The 21992-nt window shown below is 64.7% G+C and carries 20 protein-coding genes; 14 read left to right on the top strand and 6 right to left on the bottom strand.

Features of this window, described 5'->3' with window-relative positions; translation table 11 throughout:
- Positions 1-99 precede the first annotated feature (99 nt).
- From WC704_RS04350 to WC704_RS04285, 14 genes are all read left to right on the top strand, one after another.
- On the top strand, positions 100-1065 hold the full coding sequence (locus tag WC704_RS04350) for a RodZ domain-containing protein (protein WP_372888771.1): 966 nt from the start codon (positions 100-102) through the stop codon (positions 1063-1065).
- A 58-nt stretch (positions 1066-1123) separates the two neighbouring features.
- Entirely contained in the window at positions 1124-2131 is a 1008-nt protein-coding gene (locus WC704_RS04345; protein WP_372888770.1) for a tol-pal system YbgF family protein, read from the top strand.
- A 1-nt stretch (position 2132) separates the two neighbouring features.
- On the top strand, positions 2133-3140 hold the full coding sequence (tilS, locus tag WC704_RS04340) for a tRNA lysidine(34) synthetase TilS (protein WP_372888769.1): 1008 nt from the start codon (positions 2133-2135) through the stop codon (positions 3138-3140).
- Between the two features lie 81 nt (positions 3141-3221).
- Positions 3222-5186: an ATP-dependent zinc metalloprotease FtsH gene (gene ftsH, locus WC704_RS04335; RefSeq protein WP_372888768.1), complete on the top strand. Its 1965-nt coding sequence runs from the start codon at positions 3222-3224 to the stop codon at positions 5184-5186.
- Between the two features lie 106 nt (positions 5187-5292).
- Positions 5293-6561 carry a glutamate-5-semialdehyde dehydrogenase gene (locus WC704_RS04330; protein ID WP_372888767.1) on the top strand — a complete coding sequence of 423 codons (1269 nt, stop codon included), beginning with the start codon at positions 5293-5295 and terminating at the stop codon, positions 6559-6561.
- Positions 6525-7190 (top strand): nicotinate-nucleotide adenylyltransferase, encoded by a 666-nt coding sequence (locus tag WC704_RS04325; RefSeq protein ID WP_372888766.1) that lies wholly within the window; start codon positions 6525-6527, stop codon positions 7188-7190. The genes WC704_RS04330 and WC704_RS04325 overlap by 37 nt, the downstream gene beginning before the upstream one ends.
- 8 nt (positions 7191-7198) lie before the next feature.
- Positions 7199-7600, top strand: a complete 402-nt coding sequence (gene rsfS, locus WC704_RS04320) for a ribosome silencing factor (protein WP_372888765.1) — start codon at positions 7199-7201, stop codon at positions 7598-7600.
- 63 nt (positions 7601-7663) lie between these two features.
- Positions 7664-8086 (top strand): 23S rRNA (pseudouridine(1915)-N(3))-methyltransferase RlmH, encoded by a 423-nt coding sequence (locus tag WC704_RS04315; RefSeq protein ID WP_372888764.1) that lies wholly within the window; start codon positions 7664-7666, stop codon positions 8084-8086.
- Positions 8087-8090: 4 nt separating this feature from the next.
- On the top strand, positions 8091-9275 hold the full coding sequence (locus WC704_RS04310) for a murein hydrolase activator EnvC (protein WP_372888763.1): 1185 nt from the start codon (positions 8091-8093) through the stop codon (positions 9273-9275).
- Positions 9276-9368: 93 nt separating this feature from the next.
- Positions 9369-10709: a S41 family peptidase gene (locus tag WC704_RS04305; protein ID WP_372889094.1), complete on the top strand. Its 1341-nt coding sequence runs from the start codon at positions 9369-9371 to the stop codon at positions 10707-10709.
- Positions 10710-10712: 3 nt separating this feature from the next.
- Positions 10713-11186, top strand: coding sequence for a disulfide bond formation protein B (locus WC704_RS04300; RefSeq protein WP_372888762.1), 474 nt, complete (start codon positions 10713-10715; stop codon positions 11184-11186).
- The gene (locus tag WC704_RS04295; RefSeq protein ID WP_372888761.1) at positions 11183-11719 is read left to right on the top strand and encodes a demethoxyubiquinone hydroxylase family protein; all 537 of its coding nucleotides are present in this window, start codon (positions 11183-11185) and stop codon (positions 11717-11719) included. Before WC704_RS04300 ends, WC704_RS04295 begins: the two co-directional genes overlap by 4 nt.
- A gap of 14 nt (positions 11720-11733) precedes the next feature.
- Entirely contained in the window at positions 11734-12159 is a 426-nt protein-coding gene (locus WC704_RS04290) for a hypothetical protein (RefSeq protein WP_372888760.1), read from the top strand.
- 110 nt (positions 12160-12269) lie between these two features.
- Positions 12270-13754, top strand: coding sequence for a hypothetical protein (locus WC704_RS04285; RefSeq protein ID WP_372888759.1), 1485 nt, complete (start codon positions 12270-12272; stop codon positions 13752-13754).
- Here WC704_RS04285 and WC704_RS04280 read toward each other — a convergent pair.
- From WC704_RS04280 to WC704_RS04255, 6 genes are all read right to left on the bottom strand, one after another.
- Positions 13746-14093: a tRNA-binding protein gene (locus tag WC704_RS04280; protein ID WP_372888758.1), complete on the bottom strand. Its 348-nt coding sequence runs from the start codon at positions 14091-14093 to the stop codon at positions 13746-13748. The genes WC704_RS04285 and WC704_RS04280 overlap by 9 nt on opposite strands.
- Positions 14080-14751 (bottom strand): glutathione S-transferase family protein, encoded by a 672-nt coding sequence (locus WC704_RS04275; RefSeq protein ID WP_372888757.1) that lies wholly within the window; start codon positions 14749-14751, stop codon positions 14080-14082. Before WC704_RS04275 ends, WC704_RS04280 begins: the two co-directional genes overlap by 14 nt.
- 96 nt (positions 14752-14847) lie before the next feature.
- Positions 14848-15282 carry a hypothetical protein gene (locus WC704_RS04270; protein ID WP_372888756.1) on the bottom strand — a complete coding sequence of 145 codons (435 nt, stop codon included), beginning with the start codon at positions 15280-15282 and terminating at the stop codon, positions 14848-14850.
- A 60-nt stretch (positions 15283-15342) separates the two neighbouring features.
- Complete coding sequence (gltB, locus tag WC704_RS04265; RefSeq protein WP_372888755.1) at positions 15343-19860, bottom strand: glutamate synthase large subunit; 4518 nt, start codon at positions 19858-19860, stop codon at positions 15343-15345.
- On the bottom strand, positions 19857-20543 hold the full coding sequence (locus tag WC704_RS04260) for a hypothetical protein (RefSeq protein ID WP_372888754.1): 687 nt from the start codon (positions 20541-20543) through the stop codon (positions 19857-19859). The genes gltB and WC704_RS04260 overlap by 4 nt, the downstream gene beginning before the upstream one ends.
- Positions 20540-21982, bottom strand: coding sequence for an NAD(P)-dependent oxidoreductase (locus WC704_RS04255; RefSeq protein ID WP_372888753.1), 1443 nt, complete (start codon positions 21980-21982; stop codon positions 20540-20542). The genes WC704_RS04260 and WC704_RS04255 overlap by 4 nt, the downstream gene beginning before the upstream one ends.
- Positions 21983-21992 lie beyond the last annotated feature (10 nt).

The raw sequence follows: 21992 nt of genomic DNA, 5'->3' as shown, positions 1-21992 counted from the left end.
GAGGACGCGACGGGCCGTTGACTTGTCCGCCCCCCTTTGTGAGACACGAACGCAGGGCAGGAGACAGATTGGGCCGCACCGATCCTGCCGGAGAGACGCATGACCGATCCGTTACCGTCCGAAGAGGCGACGCTGTTCCCCAAGACCGCCGGGGAAAAACTGCGTGAGGCGCGCGAGACACTAGGCCTGTCGCTGGCGGAGATTGCAGCGCGGACGCGCGTGCCGGTGCGCCAGCTTGAGGCGATCGAACTCGGCAATTACGCGGCGTTGCCATCGATCACGTATTCGGTCGGTTTCGCCAAGGCCTATGCGCGCGCGGTTGGCCTTGATGAAGTGGGAATCGCGCGCGAAGTGCGGGGTGCAAGCGATCAACCAAATGCGGTGCGGCGGACCGAATATGAGGCGTATGAGATCGACGAGCCGTCGCGCGTGCCGACGCGGGGCCTTGCTGTCGGTACGTTGATCGTCGCGGTGCTGCTGTTGATCGCGGTCGGAATATTCTATGGCACCACGCTCTTCCGTGGTGAGGAAAGCGTACCCGTCGTTCCCGCGCCCGAAGCGACCGCCCCGTTGGTCGCGGCTCCGGTCGCGACGTCGGCGCCCGCCATGCCGACCGGTGCGGTGGTGCTGACGGCGACCGACGAAGTGTGGCTGAAAGTGTATGACAAAGCAGGCAAGACGCTGTTCATCGGCACGCTGAAGGCGGGCGATACTTACGCCGTGCCCGGCGATGCGGTCGGCCCGATGATCAATGTCGGGCGACCCGATAAATTGCAGGTGACGGTTGGCGGAACGCCCGTCGCGCCGCTCGGCGATGGAAAGGTGGCGATCAAGGACGTGCCGGTCGATGCCGCGACTTTGGGGGCACGCGCTGCGCCACAGCCGGGGCAGACTCCCGCTGCCGTGCCCGCCCGTGCCGCATCGGTTACGCCACCGCGCGCGGCGGCGCTCAGTCACCGTGACCGCGCGGGGAGCAGCTCGGCGGCGCCGTTGAATATCGCGGCTCCGGCACCGATTGCGCCCGAGCCAAACGTTCCCGCGGCTGGCGCGACCCCGACACCATGACGGGCACGACGGCACTGTTCACAATACCATCGATTTTGTTTGCACCGGGGGGTGTTCCATGCGTTCGTATCTGATTTCTGCAATGCTTGTGGCTGGAGCCGTATCGGCGCCGCAGTCCGCCAATGCCCAACGTAGCGCAGGTGCCGCGATCGAGGGTCGGGTCGACCGGTTAGAGGGTGAGATGCGCGCGGTGCAGCGCAAGGTTTTCCCGGGCGGCGGCGGGCAATATGTCCAGCCCGACAACCAGCCTGCCAATCCCGAGACGATCCTGTCGGGTTCGCCGAGCAGCCCGGTCGTCAATCTCACGGCACGGGTTGATTCGCTGGAAACACAATTGAGCGGAATGACCGCGCAGATCGAAACCAACCAGCATCGCCTGCAATTGCTGGAAGGGCGGATCAAGACGCTCGAAGCTAATGCCGCGGCAGCGGCAGCGGCTGCTGCTGCGGCGGCCGCGGCTGCACCAGCACCGATTGAGGCACCCGGTGCCATCGATCGCCCGGCTCCAACGCGCCCCGTTGCGGATCGGCCCGCCGACAAGCCGGCGGCGGCCAAGCCGGTTGTGGCCAAGGGCGGGGTGACACCGCCGCCGGTGGTGCGCACCGTTGCCGCCAAGGATCCCGAACGGGGCGCGAAGCTCGCCGCGATCGATCGGCCCGAAACGGGGGACGCCGCCGAGGACACCTATCTCTTTGGCTACCGGCTGTGGGCGGCCAAACTCTACCCTGAGGCCGAGGCGCAATTCACGATCGTCACCACCAAATTCCCGACGCACAAGCGCGCGAGCTATGCCCAGAATTTGCTGGGTCGGTCGTATCTGGACGATGGCAAGCCGTCGCTCGCCAGCCTCGCCTTCTACGACAATTACAAGAAATGGCCCGACGGGGATCGCGCGCCCGAAAGCCTTTATTACCTCGCTCAGGCGCTGGTGAAGCTCGACAAACCCGCCGCGCAGGTGTGCAAGGTCTATACCGAGCTGACGCGGACCTATGGGGCCAAGGTTGAGGCCGACCCCAAGATGAAGGCAGGCGTCGCCAAGGGGCGCGCAGCCGCGAATTGTTCGTGAAATGAGCGCGCTCGACCGTGCCGCGGTCGAGCGTTTCGGCGGTGATCTGGCGCATGTGCTGGGCGGGATCGTCCCGCCCGATGCACCGATCGCGCTGGCAGTGTCGGGCGGGCCCGACAGCATGGCGATGCTCGCGCTCGCCGCTGCTGCCTTTCCGGGGCAAGTCCGCGCCGCCACGGTCGATCACCGCTTGCGCGCCGCCGCCGCCGCCGAGGCGCAGATGGTCGCCGATTGGTGCGCAACGGCCGGGGTGCCCCATAGCACGCTGGTAGTGGCAGAGCCGATCGGCGCTGCGTCGGTGCAGGCGCGCGCGCGGGCGCTGCGCTATGATCTGTTGGTGCGCTGGGCGGTGGAGGTGGGCGCGACCTGCCTTGCGACCGCACATCATGCCGACGATCAGGCCGAAACCTTCCTGATGCGCGCTGCGCGGGGCTCGGGTGTGGCCGGGCTGGCGGGCATCCGTGTCCGACAGCGCCGCGAAGGGGTTGACCTCGTTCGCCCGTTGCTCGGCTGGCGCGTGACGGAATTGCGCGCCTTGGCAATCGCGGCGGCGCTGCCCTTCGTCGATGACCCCAGCAATGCCGATCCGCATTATGACCGCACGCGGTTTCGCGCGCTGCTCCGCGATACGCCGTGGCTTGATCCCGCGCAGATCGCACGGTCGGCTGGTTATGTCGCCGAAGCCGATGCGACGCTGCAGGAGATCGAGGCGTGGCTGTGGACGACGCGAAAGGTTGTGCCCGAGGAGGTTGGGGCGCCTGATCTGCAAAGCTGGCTCGACCTGGCCGATCTGCCGCGCGAGCTGAAGCGGCGGATGTGCCGTTCCGCGATCCGCTCGGTCCGCGCGGTCAATGGCATCACCCGTCCGGTCTTTGACGACTCGACCAACATCGAACCGCTGCTCGACGCGCTCGCGGCGGGCAAGGCCGCGACTCAGGCCGGAATCATGGTGTCGGTGCGCGGAAAAGTGTGGCGTTTCGCCCCGCAACCGCCGCGTCGCGCACTCTGATCGACGAATTTGCTTGGCACATTCCATTGCCATTAATCCTCGCGCGCCTATCTTGAGAGATCGAGAAAGGTACGTTTCCGCATGAACGACAACGACAAGCAGCCCGGCTCCGACATTGGCGGGCCAAACCCGTGGATGAAGTCACTGCTCATCTGGGTTGGCATTCTGGTCGCGCTGGCATTGTTCGTCACGCTGATCGGCAATCGTGAGCCTGGCCCGGCGGCGGCGCAGATCCCCTATTCGGCGTTCCTCGACAAGGTCGAGAGCGGCGCGGTCCACGACGTCAACATCGCGGGCGAGGTCGTCACGGGCACGTATAACGACACCACCAAATTCCGTACCTACGCACCGCAGGACCCGCGCCTGACTGATCGCTTGCGTGGAAAGGGCGTAATCATCAGCGCCAAGCCCGAAGAAGGCGCGCCGATCTGGCAGATCCTGCTGGTCAATTCGCTGCCCTTCTTCCTGTTCCTGGGGCTTGGCTATTTCGTGATGCGCCAGATGCAGAAGAGCACCGGATCGGGCGCAATGGGCTTCGGCAAAAGCCGCGCCAAGATGCTGACGCAGAAGGAAGGCCGCGTGACCTTCGATGATGTTGCCGGCATCGACGAAGCGCGCGAGGAACTGCAGGAAATCGTCGAGTTCCTGAAGGACCCGACCAAGTTCGCGCGTCTCGGCGGCAAGATTCCCAAGGGCGCGTTGCTGGTCGGTTCGCCCGGCACCGGTAAGACGCTGCTCGCCCGCGCCATTGCGGGTGAGGCGGGCGTGCCGTTCTTCACCATTTCTGGGTCTGATTTCGTCGAGATGTTCGTCGGTGTCGGCGCGAGCCGCGTGCGCGACATGTTTGAACAAGCCAAAAAGTCGGCACCGTGCATTGTCTTCATCGACGAAATCGATGCGGTCGGCCGTCACCGTGGTGCGGGCCTCGGCAATGGTAATGACGAGCGCGAGCAGACGCTCAACCAGTTGCTGGTCGAGATGGATGGGTTCGAGGCGAACGAAGGCATCATCATCATCGCCGCCACCAACCGGCCCGACGTGCTTGATCCGGCCTTGCTGCGTCCGGGTCGGTTCGATCGCCAAGTTGTCGTGCCCCGGCCCGACATCGAAGGCCGCGTGAAAATCCTCCAGGTCCATATGAAGAAGGTGCCGTTGGCCCCCGATGTCGACGCGCGTGTCATCGCGCGCGGCACGCCCGGTTTTTCGGGTGCCGATCTTGCCAATCTCGTCAACGAGGCCGCTTTGCTGGCCGCGCGCAAGGGCAAGCGCTTGGTCGCGATGAGCGAGTTCGAAGAGGCCAAGGACAAGGTCATGATGGGCGCCGAGCGGCGCTCGATGGTGATGACCGACGAAGAAAAGCGCATGACCGCCTATCACGAGGCCGGCCATGCGATCGTGTCGATCCACGAAGCCGCGTCGGACCCGATCCACAAGGCGACGATTATCCCGCGTGGTCGGGCGCTTGGCATGGTGATGCGCCTGCCGGAGCGCGATTCGTACAGCTATCACCGCGACAAGATGTACGCCAACCTCGCCGTGTCGATGGGCGGGCGCGTCGCCGAGGAAGTGATCTTCGGCTATGACAAGGTGTCCTCGGGCGCGTCGTCGGACATTCAATATGCCACGGGTCTGGCGCGCGACATGGTCACCAAATGGGGCATGTCCGACAAGGTTGGCCCGGTCGAATATGCGCAGCCGGAAGGGGAATCGTTCCTCGGCTATTCCAACTCGCAGCCGGTGCGCATGTCCAACCAGACCGCGCAATTGATTGACGATGAGATCAAGGCAATCGTCCAGGGCGGGCTCGACCGCGCCAAGCATTTGCTGACCGAGCATATCGACCAGCTTCACCTGCTGGCGGGCGCTTTGCTCGAATATGAAACCTTGTCGGGCGATGAGATCCTGAAGCTTGTCGCCGAGGGCAGCATCAGCCGCGACGATGGCCCCAAATCACCATCGGTGCCCGGGGCTGGCACCTCGATCCCCAAGACGCGGCGGCCGCAAGGTGGCGGTGGCTTCGGTAATTCGGCACCTGCCGGGGCCTGAGGCGAGCCGCGATTGAGAAACAGCCGCGCCCCATCCGTCGGGGCGCGGCGTTCCTGAATGCGATAGCTTTTGCGGGAGGCACTCCGCTCGTGATACCGGCTGCGTTATGACCGATGCCACGATTCTGCTCGCCGACATGGCCACCCGCGCCCGTGCCGCGGCACGCACGCTGGCGACGCTGCCGACCGAGGCGAAGGCGCGGGCGTTGCGCGCGGCGGCGCAGGCGCTGCGCGAGGCCGCGCCGACGATCCTCGCCGCCAATGCCCGCGACATGGCCAAAGCAGACGACGCCGGCCTGTCGAACGCGATGCTCGACCGGCTCAAGCTCGACGAGGGGCGTGTCGCGGCGATGGCCGATGGCGTGGCGGCGGTGGCGGGGCTTGCCGATCCGGTCGGCGCGATCATCGATGAGAGCGAGCGCCCCAACGGCTTGCGTTTGCGCCGCGTGCGCGTGCCAATCGGGGTGATCGGCATCATCTATGAAAGCCGCCCCAATGTAACCGCCGATGCCGCCGCGCTTGCCGTGATGGCGGGCAATGCGGTGATTCTGCGCGGCGGATCGGAAGCCATTGAAAGCAACCGCGCGATCCACGCCGCCTTGGTGGCGGGGCTGGTGGGGGAGGGTATTCCCGCAGACGCGGCCCAGCTCGTTCTCACCACCGACCGCGCGGCGGTTGGAGCGATGCTCGCGGCGGACGGGTCTTCGGGCGCGGGTGCGATCGATCTGATCGTGCCGCGCGGCGGCAAGGGGTTGGTCGCGCGCGTCCAGGCCGAAGCACGCGTGCCCGTGCTCGCGCATCTCGATGGCATCAACCACATCTATGTCGATGCCTCGGCCGATCCGGCGATGGCGCGCGCGATCGTGGTCGATGCCAAGATGCGGCGCACCGGCGTGTGCGGCGCGATGGAAACCTTGTTGATCGATCGCGCTTATCCCGATCCGGCGGGTCTGGTCGCCGCGCTGGCCGATGCGGGCTGCGAAGTGCGCGGGGGGCCAGGCTTGCGCGCGCTGGTGCCGGGTCTCGTGCCGACGACCGACACCGATTGGGACACGGAGTATCTCGAGGCGATTGCTTCGGCAGGGCTGGTCGATGGGCTGGAGGGGGCGTTGCGCTTCATCGCCCGGCACAGTTCGCACCACACCGACGCGATCGTTGCGGAGGACGAAAGCGTGGCGACGCGCTTCCTGGCCGAAGTCGACAGCGCAATCGTATTGTGGAACGCCTCGACGCAATTTGCCGATGGTGGCGAATTTGGGCTTGGTGCCGAAATCGGCATCGCTACCGGGCGGCTGCACGCGCGCGGCCCGGTCGCGCTCGAAGGGCTGACGACGTATAAATGGGTCGGCTATGGCACCGGGCAGGTGCGCGGTTGAAGACGGCGACACGGACGCGCATCGGCATCCTTGGCGGTTCGTTCAATCCGGCACATGCGGGGCACCGCGCGATCAGCCTCGCCGCACTCGAGGCGCTCGCGCTTGACGAAGTGTGGTGGCTGGTGTCGCCCGGCAACCCGTTGAAGGAAAAGAGCAGCGACATGGCCCCGTTCGCCGCGCGCTTCGCCTCGGCCGCTCGGGTGGCGCGCCACGCGCCGATCCGGGTGAGCGCAATCGAGCAGCATCTCGGCACGCGCTACACCGTCGACACCGTCACCAAATTGCGACGGATCTACCCCAAGAAGCAGTTCATTTGGCTGATGGGCGCGGACAATCTGGCCCAATTCCATCAGTGGAAAGGGTGGCGCCGGATCGCGTGTGAGGTTCCGATTGCGGTTATCGCGCGTCCGGGGTATGAACATGCTGCTCTCGCGGCTCCCGCGATGGGCTGGTTGCGGCGCGCACGTCGGCCCGCACACCAGGCGAAGAACTGGACGCAGTGGAGATTGCCGGCACTCGTGCTGTTGCGCTTCCGCCCCGACCCGCACTCCGCGACGCAGCTTCGTGCTGCCGACCCCGCCTGGCAGCGGCATTTCCTGCCAGATGATCCGTCCCCACCTTCTGCATAGGAATCGTCTTGGCCTCATCTTCTCCTGTTTATCGCGCGTCCGAACCCGATGAGGTCGAGGCGCTGCATCGGCTCGTGCTCGCGTCGCTCGACGACGATCAGGCGGTCGACACCATCTCGATCCCGCTTGCCGGCAAATCGAGCATTGCGGATTACATGGTCATCGCCAGCGGGCGTTCGACTCGCCAGGTCGCGTCGATGGCGCAGAAGCTCGCCGAAAAGATCAAGGCCGAGCTTGGCCGCCCAACCCGCATCGAAGGCCTGCCGACCGCCGATTGGGTGTTGCTCGATGCTGGCGATGTGATCGTGCATCTGTTCCGCCCTGAAGTGCGCACCTTCTACAATCTGGAGCGGATGTGGGCGTTCGGCGATGCGCCGACGCCGCCGGTCGTGCCGACGATTGCGGATTGACCGCTTCATTTCCTGCTTCCCCGGCGAAGAGGTGGGTTAAGGCGTCTCGCAACGGAGTGAACAATGCTGCTCCACATCGTCGCCCGTGGTCGGATCGGGCGCGGGCCCGAGGCCGAACTGGTCGAGCGCTACGTCAAGCGGCTGGCCTGGCCGTATAAGATGACCGAATTGCCCGATGTCGGCGGCAAGATGCCGGCAGTCGAGCCCGGCACGCGCGTGGTGATGCTCGATGAAACGGGGCAAGTGCTACCCTCGCGTGATTTTGCGGCGATGCTGGAGAAATGGCGCGATGGCGGGGTGCGCGAGGCGCGCTTCCTGATTGGTGCCGCCGACGGCTTTGACGATGCACAGCGCGCGCAGGCTAACCTGTTGCTCAGCTTCGGGCGCGCGACCTGGCCGCATTTGCTGGCGCGCGCGATGCTCGCCGAACAATTGTGGCGCGCGACCAGCATTCTTGCCAATCACCCCTATCACCGCGAGGGGTAAGCGGATGCGGGGGCGGTCTTTCCTGATTGCGGCGGTGGCGGCGCTGGCTGGTGCGGGGGTGGCACCCGCCCAGGACACCGCTGACCAACGCCAGCGACTGGCCGAGGCCAAGGCGCAATCGGCCGCCGCCGCCGCGCGTTCGGTCGGGCTGGAACGCGCCGCCGCGATCGAACGCGACCAGGCCGCGCAGGCGCGCGCGCAAGAAGCTGCCGTCGCCGCGCGCATTCAACAGGCCGAAGCTGACATTGCCGCCGGGCAAGCGCGGATCGCGATCATTGACCGGTTGCTGGCCGATCAGCGCGCGCGGCTCGCCGTGAAGCAAGCGCCGGTCGCGCGCCTGATGGCGGCGCTGCAATCGCTCGCGCGGCGTCCCGCGGTCATCAGTATGGTTCAGCCTGGATCGGTCGATGATCTCGTTCATGTCCGCGCGGTGTTGTCGAGCACATTGCCGGTCATTCGAGCGCGCACCGCCGACGTTCGCGCCGATCTTGCGCGGACGCGCGCACTTCAGGAACAGGCCGCGTTGGCGACGCGGGCGCTGGCCGAAAGTCGTACGCGGCTGGAGGCGCAACGGTTGGCGCTCACCCGGTTGGAGGCGGAGCACCGTCTGCGCTCGCGTACGCTCGGGCGCGACGCGTTGTTCGAATCCGACCGGGCCATCGCGCTTGGCGAAAAAGCGCGCGATATCGTCGATCTGATGGATTCGATCGGCAATCAGGCGGCGACCCGCGAGAGCCTGCAATCGCTCCCGGGGCCGTTGCCGCGCCCGCCGCGACCGGGCGAAGTCGCCGCGCCGATCGACCCAATGCACTGGTCGCACGCGACCCCGCCGTATCGCCTGCCGGTTCGGGGCAGGGTCGTAACCGGCCTTGGCGAGGTGTCGGGCGCGGGCGTGCGATCGCGCGGGTTGACGATCGCGCCGCTCGCGGGTGCGCAAATCGTCGCCCCCGCCGCCGGGCGCATCGCCTTTGCCGGGCCGTTTCGCGATTATGGGGCGATCGTCATCATCGATCATGGCGGCGGCTGGACGTCGTTGGTGGCGGGGCTCGGCAGTGTCAGCGTGCGGATCGGCGAAGCGGTTGGGCAGGGCGCACCGATCGGCCAGGCCGCGCGCGGCGACGCTCCGCGCGTGACGGTTGAACTGCGCCGACGCGATCGTGCGGTCGACATGACCGCGCTGATCGGCTGAGTCACCTTCGGTTCAGGGCCACCATGCTTTGATCTGCGACGAAACCCCGCTACGGTGTGGCGATACCCTCTTGCTCGTATGAGTATCGAAACGATGTCGCGCTTCACCACCTCGCTGCTCCAGGCTTCCGCAATCGCTGCGGTGTTGGCGGTCGTCCCCATCGGCACCAGCGCGATGGCGGCGGTTGACACCGGCACCTATCGCGAAATGTCCGTGTTTCTGGATGTGTTCAACCGCGTGAAGGCGGAATATGTCGACAAGGTCGACGACAAGGTGCTGGTCAAGGGCGCGATCCAAGGGATGCTCGCCGCGCTCGATCCGCACAGCGCCTATGAAACCGGGCTCGATTACGACAATCTCAAGATCCAGACGCTTGGCAGCTATGGTGGTCTCGGGCTCACCGTCACGATGGAGGATGGCGCGGTCAAGGTGATGTCGCCGCAGCCCGATGCCCCCGGCGCGCGTGCCGGCATCAAGTCCGGCGACTATATCACCCATATCGACGGCAAATTGATCTTCGGCGATTCGCTCGACGAATCGATCCAGAAGATGCGCGGCGCGCCGGGCACCAAGGTTGCGCTCACACTGCTGCGCCCGGGCCGCGACAAGCCGATCGAGGTTATGCTGGTGCGCGAGAAGATCGTGCAGAAGCCCGTCAAATGGAGCGTCAAGGACGGCGTTGGCGTCATCACCCTTACCGCCTTTTCGGAACATACCGGGGAGGCGGTTACCGGCGCGATCCACGGGATCGTCAAGCAGCTTGGCCATGATCCGCTGGGGTATGTGATCGACTTGCGCGACAATGGCGGGGGCTTGCGCGACGAATCGATCGCGGTTGCCGACAATTTCCTCAGCACCGGCGAAATCGTCTCGCAGCGCGGGCGCGACAAGGCCGATATCGAGCCGTTCTACGCCGAATCCTATGTGAAGGGCGATCTGTCGCATGGCCTGCCGATCATCGTGCTGACCAACGCCGGAACGGCGTCCGCCTCGGAAATCGTTGCAGGCGCACTGCAGGATCATCACCGCGCGTTGGTGATGGGCGAGCGCTCGTTCGGCAAGGGATCGGTGCAGACGGTGATCGATCTGGGCGACAATGCCGCGCTGCGGCTGACCACCTCGCGTTATTATACCCCCTCGGGCCGGTCGGTGCAGGAAGGCGGGATCGAGCCCGATATTGCCGTGCCGCAGCTTTCCGACCCCGATTACAAATCGCGGCCGGTGTTCCGCGAGGATGATTTGCGGCGGCATCTCATCAACGAGGTAAAGGCCAATAACGGGGCGCTGGAGGAGGATGGCAAGGCCGATCCGCGCTTTGCCGCGACCGCCGAAGAGTTGAAAACCAAGGGGGTCGAGGATTTTCAGCTCAGCTATGCGTTGAAGACGCTCGCCCGGTTGTCCTCCACCCAACACACCGTCACGGCGGCGAAGTAAGTCATGATTCAGGACCGTTTCCGCGCCGCACGCTTGCTGGCGTTGCTCATTCCGGTGGCGTTGCTCGGCGGGGCGCTGGCCTTTCAATATATCGGCAAGCTCTATCCGTGCGAGATGTGCTGGTGGCAACGTTATCCGCACATCGCGGCATTGGTGCTGGCGGTGCTTGCGTTCGTCGTGCCCGGACGCGCGGCGCGGACCGCGTTCGTCGGGCTGGCGGCATTGGCGATTTTTGTGAGCGGCCTGATCGGCGTCTATCATGCCGGCGTCGAATATCATTGGTGGGCGGGCCTCACCGCCTGCACCTCCACGGTATCGGGGCCCATCACGCTCGACAGCATCATGAACGCGCCGATCATCCGGTGCGACGTGGCGCAGTGGACGTTGTTCCATGTTTCGCTCGCCGGGTACAATGCGCTCTTTTCGATCGCGGGCGCGCTCACCATCTTTGCCTTGATGCGAAAGAAGGCAGCATGACTCGCTGGAAACCCGGTGACCCGAAGCGCGCGACCGCAGCGATGGTGCGGGTCGATCAGGCAGGCGAATATGGCGCGACGCGTATCTATGCGGGGCAGCTCGCAGTGCTGGGCGACCGCAGCCCGGCGGCGCGCGCGATTGCCGGTATGGCCAATCAGGAAGAACGTCACCGTGCCTTCTTCGATGCGATGATGGCACGGCGCGGTGTGCGCCCGACCGTGCTGCAGCCGTTTTGGGATGTCGCTGGTTTCGCGCTCGGTGCGGTGACGGCGGCGATGGGCCCGGAAGCCGCGATGGCCTGCACCGCCGCCGTCGAAACCGAGATCGACAAACATTATGCCGAGCAACGCGATGTGCTAGGCGACAGCGATCCCGAGCTTTCGGCGGCGATCCGCGATTTTCAGGCCGAAGAGGTCGAGCATCGCGAAACGGCGCTGGCGGCGGGCGCGGAAAATGCGGTGGGATATCCGCTGCTCAGCGGGGTTATCCGGCTGGGGTGCAAGGTCGCCATCGCGACCGCGAAACGGATTTGACGGGAGACAGGATCATGGCGAACCTGACGACGAAGACAGTGCTGGCGGCGACATTGCTCACGGGAATCGGCATTGGGGGCATCGCGCCTGCACCGCTTGCGGCGCAGAATGTGCCGGTGCCGACCCTGGTGATCTACGGTACGCAAAAATGCCCGACCGATGCCGATGGTAATGAAATCGTGGTGTGCGTCCGCCGTAAGCCCGGCGAGCAGTTCCGTATCCCGAAGGAATTGCGCGAATTGAAGGTCACGCCCGAAAATGAGAGCTGGGCCGCCAAGGCCGCAGCCAATGATCGGGTCGGCGCATCGGGCATCGGCAGTTGCTCGACCGTCGGTGCAGGCGGGGCAAGCGGGTGTTTCGCGCAGGCAGGGCAGCGCTACAAGCGGGAAAAGCAGGAAGCCAAGGCCGATCAACGTGCGATCGAAGCGTCTTTGCCGTAATCGTTTGAACGGGCAAGTTCGCGAGATGGTATCCGGAGTTGGGCTGATGGGGAGTGCCCCTGCGCTTCCCCTTGGGCGCGTGCTTGGCCAATGGTTGTTCGCCTGATTCCATGAGCGAGCCTGATCCGACCGTTCGCGCACCCCATGCGGTGGCGCTCTTGCTGTTTTCGCTCGTCTGGCTGTCGTGCGTGTGGTTTGGCTCGTTCGAGTTCAACCCCAATAACGCGACGCGGCTGTTTGGCGCGCTCGCGCTGGTCGAACGTGGCGAGGCGACGATCGATCGCTATCAGACGTTGACGATCGACAAGGCGCAGTTCGCAACCAAGACGGGCACGCATTACTATATGGACAAGGCCCCCGGCATGACGCTGATGGCGGCCCCAATTGTGTGGGCGACCGATCACCTGGCGGGTGCACAATCCTATGACGAGGTGATCGACATCACCAATCCGCGCCTCGCGGATTTTCTGCGCCTGCGCTTGTGGTTGGCGGTGGCGTTCGGGTCGGCGGTGTTGACTGCGTTTGCGAGCGTGCTGCTGTTCGATCTTGGCACCGGTATTACCGGCAGCCCCGCCGCCGGGTTGTTTGCGGCGTTGGGCTACGCATTGGGTTCGGTGGTGTGGGGTTGGTCAACCACGATGTTCGGGCACGCCTCGGTCGCGGCGCTGTTGCTGATCGCGACCTGGGCAATCTGGCGCGGAACAGCGGGCGCGAAGGAACTTGGGCGGTGGCGCTATCCGGTGATGGCCGGGGTGGCACTCGGATGGGCGGTGGCGGTCGAATTTCAGGCGGCGTTGGGTGGCCTGGCGATCGGGCTGTGGGCGCTGTGGCGCAGTCGCTCGGCAGCTTGGCCGGTGCGTTGGCGGTTGTATTTGCTGGCGGTCGGCGCGGCGTTGATCGCGGTGCTGCCGATGCTGGCCTATAATCAATTCGCCTTCGGTACGCCGTTCATGACCGGGTATCGCGGCGTGGTTGGGTTCAGCGGCATGAACCAGGGTTTGTTTGGCCTGACCTACCCAAAGCCGGAAGCGCTCTTCGGCATCACGATCGAACCGCGACGCGGGTTGTTGTGGGTGGCTCCCGTGCTGACGCTGGGGCTGGTCGGGCTGGTGTATCTGGTGCTGGATCGCCGCACGCGCGATCTTGGCGTGGTGGCGGTCGCGGTGATCGTCATCGTGTTCTCGTTGAATGCGTCTTATGCCTATTGGGACGGCGGCGCCTCGACCGGGCCGCGCCATTCGGTGCCGGCCATTCCCTTCCTGGCGCTCGGTCTGGCGGTCTTTTACGCATCGCTGCGATCCGTGGTTGCAAAGCGCGCGGCGGCGGCGCTGCTGGGGCTGTCGATGGTCGTCAACCTCGTGATCGCGGCGACCGACATTTTCGCACCCGAAACCATGACGACCCCAGTGTGGACGCGCAATTTTGTCGGGCTGTTCGCACACGGCAAGCTCAACACGCTGCCCAATTTTTATTGGGGGTGGCAGCCGTGGTTCGGCTTTGCCTTGTATCTGGATATCGCGCTGCCGATGCTGGCGTTGATCCTGTGGTGGACGCGGCGGGCCGAGCAGGATCGACGGATCAAGCCGTCAGAATAAGCGGCCACCATTGGGCACGGGCAGACCGGGGTGGATCAGCACCACTTCACCATCCTCGTCGGGAAAGCCGAGCGTCAACACCTCGGACATAACGGGCCCGATTTGGCGTGGGGGAAAGTTGACCACCGCCGCAACCTGCCGTCCGGGCAATTCCTCCAGCGTATAGCGTTTGGTGATCTGCGCCGACGATCGCTTGATCCCGATTTCCGGCCCGAAATCGATCCGCAGCCGATACGCCGGCTTGCGGGCTTCGGGGAAGGGCAATGCCTCGATGATCGTCCCGACGCGAATGTCGAGCTTCAGGAAATCGTCGAAGGTGGCGCGCTCAGAAATCGACATCGTCATAGTGTTTTGGTGCGACGATGCCTTCCATCCGCTCGGACAGCAGCGGGCGGAAGCTCGGGCGGCTCTTGAACCCGCGATACCATTTGGCGGTCTGTTCGTGATTCTTCCAGTCGATCCCGCCAAGATAATCCGCGACCGAAATCTGCGCGGCGGCGGCAAGGTCGGCCAGACTCATCGTCGACCCCGCCATCCAGTTGTGATGGTCGAGCAGATAATCGGTATAATCGAGATGGCGTACCGCTGCCTTCATCGCGTCGCGCAGCTTGCGCGCGTCGGGCGGCTCCTTGGTGACCAGGCGTTTTTCCATCCGCTCGTGCAGCAGCGGCGCCACGATATCGGCGAAGAACTGTGAATCGAACCAGGCAACCAGACGGCGAATTTCGGCACGGTTGACCGCCGTGCCGTTGAGCATGGCGTTTTTTTCGACGGTTTCTTCAAGATATTCACAAATCGCCATCGAATCCATCAGGCGAATCCCGCGTTGCGGGTCGGTCATCACCGGCACTTGGCCGGCCGGGTTCATGTCGAGAAATTCGTCGCGTTGCTCCCACGGATTTTCGCGAACCAGTTCACACCCGACGCCCTTTTCGCCGAGCAGCAGGCGCACCTTGCGCGAAAACGGGCAGAGCGGGAATTGATAGAGTTGCCACATGTGGTCTGTCGTAGAAGCTGAGCGACGACGGGGGAAGATGGCTTGGCGCGGGATTCGCTCGGTCGATCCCGCTTGGGCCCAAGCACGGCGCCAGTTTTAGCGCAGCGAATCGATCTCGGCGCGGGTCTGGTCGAGCAGATGGCGAATCCGGTCGGACGTGCGCTTGAGTTCCGCGCTCATGCTTGCGACATCCTGCATTGCGCGACCCGTGGCGGCGACGGCACTGCGGGCGCTTTCGTGCAGATCCTTGCGGTAATTGGGGTTGGAGCGCGCGGCAAGATCGCCGATCGTCGTGTCGGGGCGAAGCTTGGCGCGCGGGTCCGCATAATGCGCCAGCGGGCCGACATGCGTTTGCAGCACCGCATCGGCAAATTCGTCGATGGTCGCGGCAATGCCTTCCTGGATCAACGGTGTCGACAAGGCGGAACCGACCTGTTGCGCATCCAGTGACGGAAGTCCGCCTGCGCGGTCCTGCGCCCAGGCAGGGCCCGCCAGACCGAGCGCAACCAAACCGATTACATACCGACGCATATCACCCTCGAACGGATCATCACTATGCTTCAATGTAGCATGATTGGCGTTACGCGTCGATCATTCGGCGGCAATTTGCTCCACGCGGTCGTCGAGCGGATGCGACAGGCGCGTCAGCATTTCCTTGGGCACCACTTGCCAGAAGCGGTCCACCACGCGGCCCCAATCGTCAAGCAACGCGCCTGACCATTTGCTGTCGGTCGCGGCATGGTGCGCGCGCACCAGGCCGAGCAATACCGCTTCCCAATGCAGCGAGGACAGGCGGTTCCAGGTGATGTTCTCGGGGTTGGCGCGGCGCGCGAAGCTGCCATCGGCGTCGTAGATGAACGCCATGCCCCCGGTCATCCCCGCACCGAAATTGGCACCGACCGGGCCGAGCACGACGGCGGTGCCGCCGGTCATATATTCGCAGCCATTGGCGCCGCAGCCCTCAACCACCACCGTTGCGCCCGAATTGCGCACCGCGAAGCGCTCGCCCGCCTGACCCGCCGCATAGAGGCTGCCCGAGGTCGCGCCGTAGAGCACGGTGTTGCCAACGATGGTATTGTTCTGGCTGGCGAGCGGTGAGCTGACCACCGGGCGGACGACGATGTTGCCGCCCGACAGACCCTTGCCGACATAGTCATTGGCATCGCCAAACACTTCGAGCGTGATGCCCTTGCACAGGAATGCGCCGAGGCTTTGCCCGGCGGAGCCGCGCAGGCGGACATGGACATGCCCATCGGCCAAAGCTGACATGCCGAAGGTGCGCGTGATCTCGCTCGACAGCCGCGTGCCGACCGCGCGGTGCGTGTTGCGCACCGAATAGGTCAATTGCATCTTCTCGCGCCGGGTGAACACCGCCGCAGCATCCTTTATCATCTGCGCATCGAGGCTGTCGGGCACTTCGTTGCGCCGCGTCTTCAGGCTGAAGCGGCGCTGATCGTCGGGTGCATCGACTTTGGCGAGGATCGGGTTCAAGTCGAGATCGTCGAGATGTTCCGCACCACGGCTGACCTGACGCAGCAATTCGGTGCGGCCGATCACTTCGTCGAGGCTGCGGAAACCGAGCCGGGCGAGGATGTCGCGCACTTCCTCGGCGATGAAGGTCATCAAATTGATGACCTTTTCGGGCGTGCCGCCGAACTTGGCGCGCAACGCGGCATCCTGCGTACACACGCCGACCGGGCAGGTGTTGGAATGGCATTGCCGCACCATGATGCAGCCCATCGCTACCAGCGACAAAGTGCCGATGCCAAATTCTTCCGCGCCCAAAATCGCGGCGATAACGATGTCGCGCCCGGTCTTGAGGCCGCCATCGGTGCGCAGCTTGATCCGCCCACGCAAGCCGTTGAGCGTCAGCGTCTGGTTGACCTCCGACAGGCCCATTTCCCACGGCGTGCCGGCATATTTGATGCTGGTCTGCGGCGAGGCCCCGGTGCCGCCATTATGCCCTGCGATCAGGATGACGTCGGCATGGGCCTTGGCCACGCCCGCCGCGACGGTGCCGATGCCGGCGGAGGAAACGAGCTTCACGCACACCCGCGCAACCGGATTGATCTGCTTCAGATCATAGATGAGCTGCGCCAGATCCTCGATCGAATAGATGTCGTGATGCGGCGGTGGCGAGATCAGCGTCACGCCCGGCGTCGCGTGGCGCAGCTTGGCGATGAACTCGGTCACCTTGAAGCCGGGCAATTGCCCGCCCTCGCCGGGCTTTGCCCCTTGCGCCACCTTGATTTCGATCTCGTCGCAGGCGTTGAGATATTCCGCCGTCACGCCGAAGCGGCCGCTGGCAATCTGCTTCACCCCTGAATTGGCGTTGTCGCCATTGGGATAGGGTTGATAGCGCGCACTGTCCTCGCCGCCTTCGCCCGACACCGCCTTGGCACCGATGCGGTTCATCGCGATGGCGAGCGTTTCATGCGCCTCGGGGCTGAGCGCGCCCAAAGACATGCCGGGCGTGACGAAACGCTTGCGGATTTCGGTGATCGCCTCGACCTGATCGACCGGCACGCCTTCGGCCGGAAAATTGAACTGCAGCAAGTCGCGCAGATAGATCGGCGGCAGCCCCTCCACCCCGCGCGAAAATTGCAGATAGGTCGAATAGCTGTCGGTCGCGACCGCCGTTTGCAGCAAGTGCATCAACTGCGCCGAATATGCGTGCGTCTCGCCGGTATGGCGCTGGCGATAGAAACCACCGATCGGCAGCGATACCACCGCTGCATCATAGGCTTTGTCGTGCCGCAACTGCGCGTTGAGGTGGAGCGAGGCATAACCCTCGCCCGAGATTTTCGCGGGCATCCCCGGGAACAGGTCGTTGACCAGCGCACGGCTGAGACCCACCGCCTCGAAATTATAGCCGCCGCGATAGCTGGAGATCACCGCGATCCCCATTTTCGACATGATCTTGAGCAGGCCCTCGTCGATCGCGATGCGATGCCGCGCGAGGCATTCGGTGAGCGTCAAATCCCCGAACAGGCCACGCGCATGGCGATCGGCAATCGCCGCCTCGGCGAGATAGGCGTGGACCGTGGTCGCGCCGACGCCGATCAGCACCGCATAATAATGCGTGTCGAGGCATTCCGCCGTCTGGATGTTGATGCTGGCATAGGAGCGCAGCCCCATGCGGACGAGGTGCGTGTGCACTGCGGCTGCCGCCAGCACGCCGGCAATGCCGATCCGGTCGGGGCCAATCGCCATATCGGTCAGGAACAATTCGCTCTTGCCCTGGCGTACCGCCGTCACCGCCTCCGCGCGGATGCGCGCGATTGCGGCGCGCAGCGTCTCGGGGCCGCCACCGGCTTCGAAGGTGCAGTCGATCTCGGCCGCCTGCGCGCCGAAATGCGCCTTCAATTGCGCCCAGGCGGTGCCGTCGAGCACCGGCGATTGCAGCACCAGCACGCCGTCGCGCCGATCCTCGGTGTCGAGGATGTTGGCGAGGTTGCCGAAGCGCGTCTTGAGCGACATCACATGGCGTTCACGAAGCGGATCGATCGGCGGGTTGGTGACCTGGCTGAAATTCTGCCGGAAGAACTGGCTGATGAGGCGCGGCTTATCGGAAATGACCGCGAGCGGGGTATCGTCGCCCATCGAGCCGATCGCTTCCTTGGCGCTTTCGACCATCGGCGCGAGGATCAGCTCCATGTCTTCGAGCGTCTGCCCGGCGGCGATTTGGCGGCGTGTCAGCTCGGCGCGTTCGAAATGCGCGATTGCGTCGCCTTCGGGCTGCGGCAGATCGTCGATCCGCTTGAACGCGCCGATCATCGCGGCATAGTCGGCCTCACCCGCGATGCGGTCCTTGATCGCGCGGTCGTGCAGCAGCACGCCTCCATCAAGGTCGATTGCGAGCATCTGCCCCGGCCCAAGCCGTCCCTTTTCGACCACGGTCGATTCGGGCACGACGACCATGCCGCTTTCGGAGCCCACGATCACCAGACCGTCGATGGTGCGGACATAGCGTAAGGGGCGCAGCGCGTTGCGGTCCATGCCCGCCACCGCCCAGCGGCCATCGGTCATCGCCAGCGCGGCGGGTCCGTCCCACGGCTCCATCACGCTCGCCAGATATTGATACATAGCGAGGTGTTCGGGCGGCATGTCGATCGTGTCGGCCATCGCCTCGGGCACCAGCATCAGCTTGGCGGTCGGCGCATCGCGACCAGAGCGACAAATCGCCTCGAACACCGCGTCGAGCGCGGCGGTGTCCGACGCGCCCGCCGGGATCACCGGCTTGATGTCTTCGGACTGCTCGCCGAACGAGAGGCTCGCCATCTTGATCTCGTGGCTGAGCATCCAGTTCTTGTTGCCGCGAATGGTGTTGATCTCACCATTATGTGCCAGCGTGCGGAACGGTTGCGCCAGCCACCATTGCGGGAAGGTGTTGGTCGAATAACGCTGATGGAAGATTGCGACGCGGCTCTCAAAGCGCGGATCGCGCAAATCGGGGTAGAAGATGGACAGCGATTCGGCGAGGAACAGCCCCTTGTAGATGATCGAGCGGCACGACAGCGAGCAGACGTAAAAGCCCTGAATCTGCGCGGCGATGACGCGCTTCTCGATCCGGCGGCGGACGAGATACAGGTTCTTTTCGAACTCGGCGGCGGTCTGTTCGTTGGGCAGGGGGCCCGCGATCATGATCTGTTCGATCTCGGGGCGGGTGGCTTGCGCCTTCTGGCCGATCACCGAAACATCGACCGGCACCTGCCGCCAACCATAGATGGTATAGCCTTCCTCGATGATCGCGCTTTCGACGATCGTGCGGCAGGCTTCCTGCGCGCCGAGATCGGTACGCGGCAGGAAGATCATGCCGACCGCCAGCCGATTGGGCAGCGGGCGGTGGCCCGAGGCGGCAATCGCATCGTCGAAGAATTTGAGCGGCAGATCGATGTGCAGGCCAGCACCATCGCCGGTCTTGCCATCGGCATCCACCGCGCCGCGATGCCATACGGCCTTCAGCGCATCGATCGCGGATTGCACGACCCGGCGCGAGGGCGTGCCATCGGTCGCCGCGACGAGGCCGACGCCGCAAGCGTCGCCTTCAAATTCGGGGCGGTACATGCCGTGTTCGGCGAGATAGGCGCGTTGGTCGATTGGCATCATTTTGATTGCTCCTTGGAGCGATAGTATTCGCGTGAGATACGGGTCGTGATTGCTTCCATTTTGGTCGCCACACGCTCGGATGCCGCGCTGGCCCAAGCCGATAGGGCGGGACGAAACTCTTCAGCAGCCTGCTTCCAGTGCTGGAGCAACTCTGGGCTCATGGCAGACTGAATATCTTGCTGTTCTGTCAAGGTCAGCAGCTTGGAAAGCGCTTCTCCAGCTTGCTCCTGGCTGACGACACCGTCCCTTATGGCAAGCGCATTTCGGTAGATGTAGGCCATGAACTTTCGACCGCCGCTCGTAGGCAGAAAAGCAACGAATTGGTCGAGTTCGTACTTTTGCATATGTGCTGCGAGAGATCGGCCTGCAGCAGCTACCGGGGGTTCCAGTCCGGCCCGCAGTTCACCTACATATTCGTCGCCTGCAGCCCTCACCAATTTTGCGCGCAGGTCCGGTTCGATTTTCGCCTGCGACCCGCGGGAGGAGCGATCGAACCCTTTCGCCACCGCCGTTTCGAAACTGCTGCGGTAAACAGCCAGAAGATCGGGCGAGTCGAGCATAAGCCTTGCGGCCTGTTGCGACTCTAACGTGATCGCTTGCGTTTGCTCGGGAGATGGTGCCGCAGGAAGCGTGCTTTGCGACAGAAACGTCGCCGCCAGCACCAAGGCGGGCAGGAGGCTCACGCCGCTTTCCTCCCCGTTTTGGCTTTCGCCTTCAAATACCGGTGCATGCTCGCCGCGACATCGCGGCCATCGCGGATCGCCCAGACGACGAGGCTCGCACCGCGCACGATGTCGCCCGCCGCGAACACGCCATCGAGCGAGGTCATCAGCGTCTTGTTGTCGACCAGCACCGTGCCCCAGCGGGTCGTGCCGAGTTCGGGCGCGTCGAACACTTTGGGCAAATCCTCGGCATCGAAACCGAGCGCCTTGATGACGAGATCGGCGGGCAGATCGAAGCCGCCCTCCGGGTCGATTTCGGGCGCGCGGCGGCCGCTTGCATCGGGCGCGCCGAGCCGCATCGCGCTGGCCTTCACGCCCGTCACAGTCTCGCCGCCGGTGAAGCTTTCGGGGGCGGAGAGCCAGACGAACTCGACGCCCTCCTCCTCGGCATTGTTCACTTCGCGCTGCGAGCCCGGCATGTTGGCGCGGTCGCGGCGATAGAGGCACTTTACCGACGCGGCATTCTGGCGGATCGCGGTGCGCACGCAATCCATCGCGGTATCGCCGCCGCCGATGACGACGACATGCTTGCCCGCCGCATTAAGGCTGCCATCATCGAACGCGGGCACGGCATCGCCGAAATTCTTGCGGTTGGAGGCGGTGAGGAAGGCGAGCGCGTCAACGACGCCGTTCTTGTCGACGCCCGCTGCCTTGATCGCGCGCGCGCGGTACACGCCGGTCGCGATCAGCACCGCATCATGGCGCTGGCGCAACTCGTCGAGCGTGGCATCGCGGCCAACCTCGAAATTTTCGTGGAAGACGATGCCACCGGCCTTGAGCCGATCGACCCGGCGCATGACGACAGGCTTTTCGAGCTTGAAGCCGGGGATGCCATAGGTCAGCAGCCCGCCTGCACGATCATACCGGTCATAGACATGCACGTCATAGCCGCCCGCGCGCAGATATTCGGCGGCGCTCAAGCCCGCTGGCCCCGCACCGATCACGCCGACCGATTGGCCGCGTGGGGCACCGGGCACGAGCGGCTCGACCCAGCCTTCTTCCCAGGCGGTATCGGTGATGAACTTCTCGACCGATCCGATCGTTACCGCGCCGTGGCCGGAAAATTCGATGACGCAATTGCCTTCGCACAGCCGGTCCTGCGGGCAGATGCGGCCGCAAATCTCGGGCATGGTCGAGGTGGAATTGCTCAGCTCATAGGCTTCGCGCAGGCGGCCCTCGGCGGTGAGGCGCAGCCAGTCGGGGATGTGGTTGTGCAGCGGGCAATGCACCGAGCAATAGGGCACGCCGCATTGCGAGCAGCGCCCGGCCTGATCTTCGGCTTCGGGCGCGGCATAGCGCTCGGCGATCTCGCGGAAATCCTCGGCACGGATCTCGGGCTCGCGCTTGGCTGGGTAAGCCTGCTCGCGATCGACGAACTTCAGTAGCAACGTGTCGGCCATCTGCGCCCCT

The organism is Sphingomonas sp., from assembly GCF_041661885.1.
In the GTDB taxonomy this organism is placed as follows: Bacteria; Pseudomonadota; Alphaproteobacteria; order Sphingomonadales; family Sphingomonadaceae; genus Sphingomonas.
This window is presented reverse-complemented; position numbering and strand designations above follow the sequence as displayed.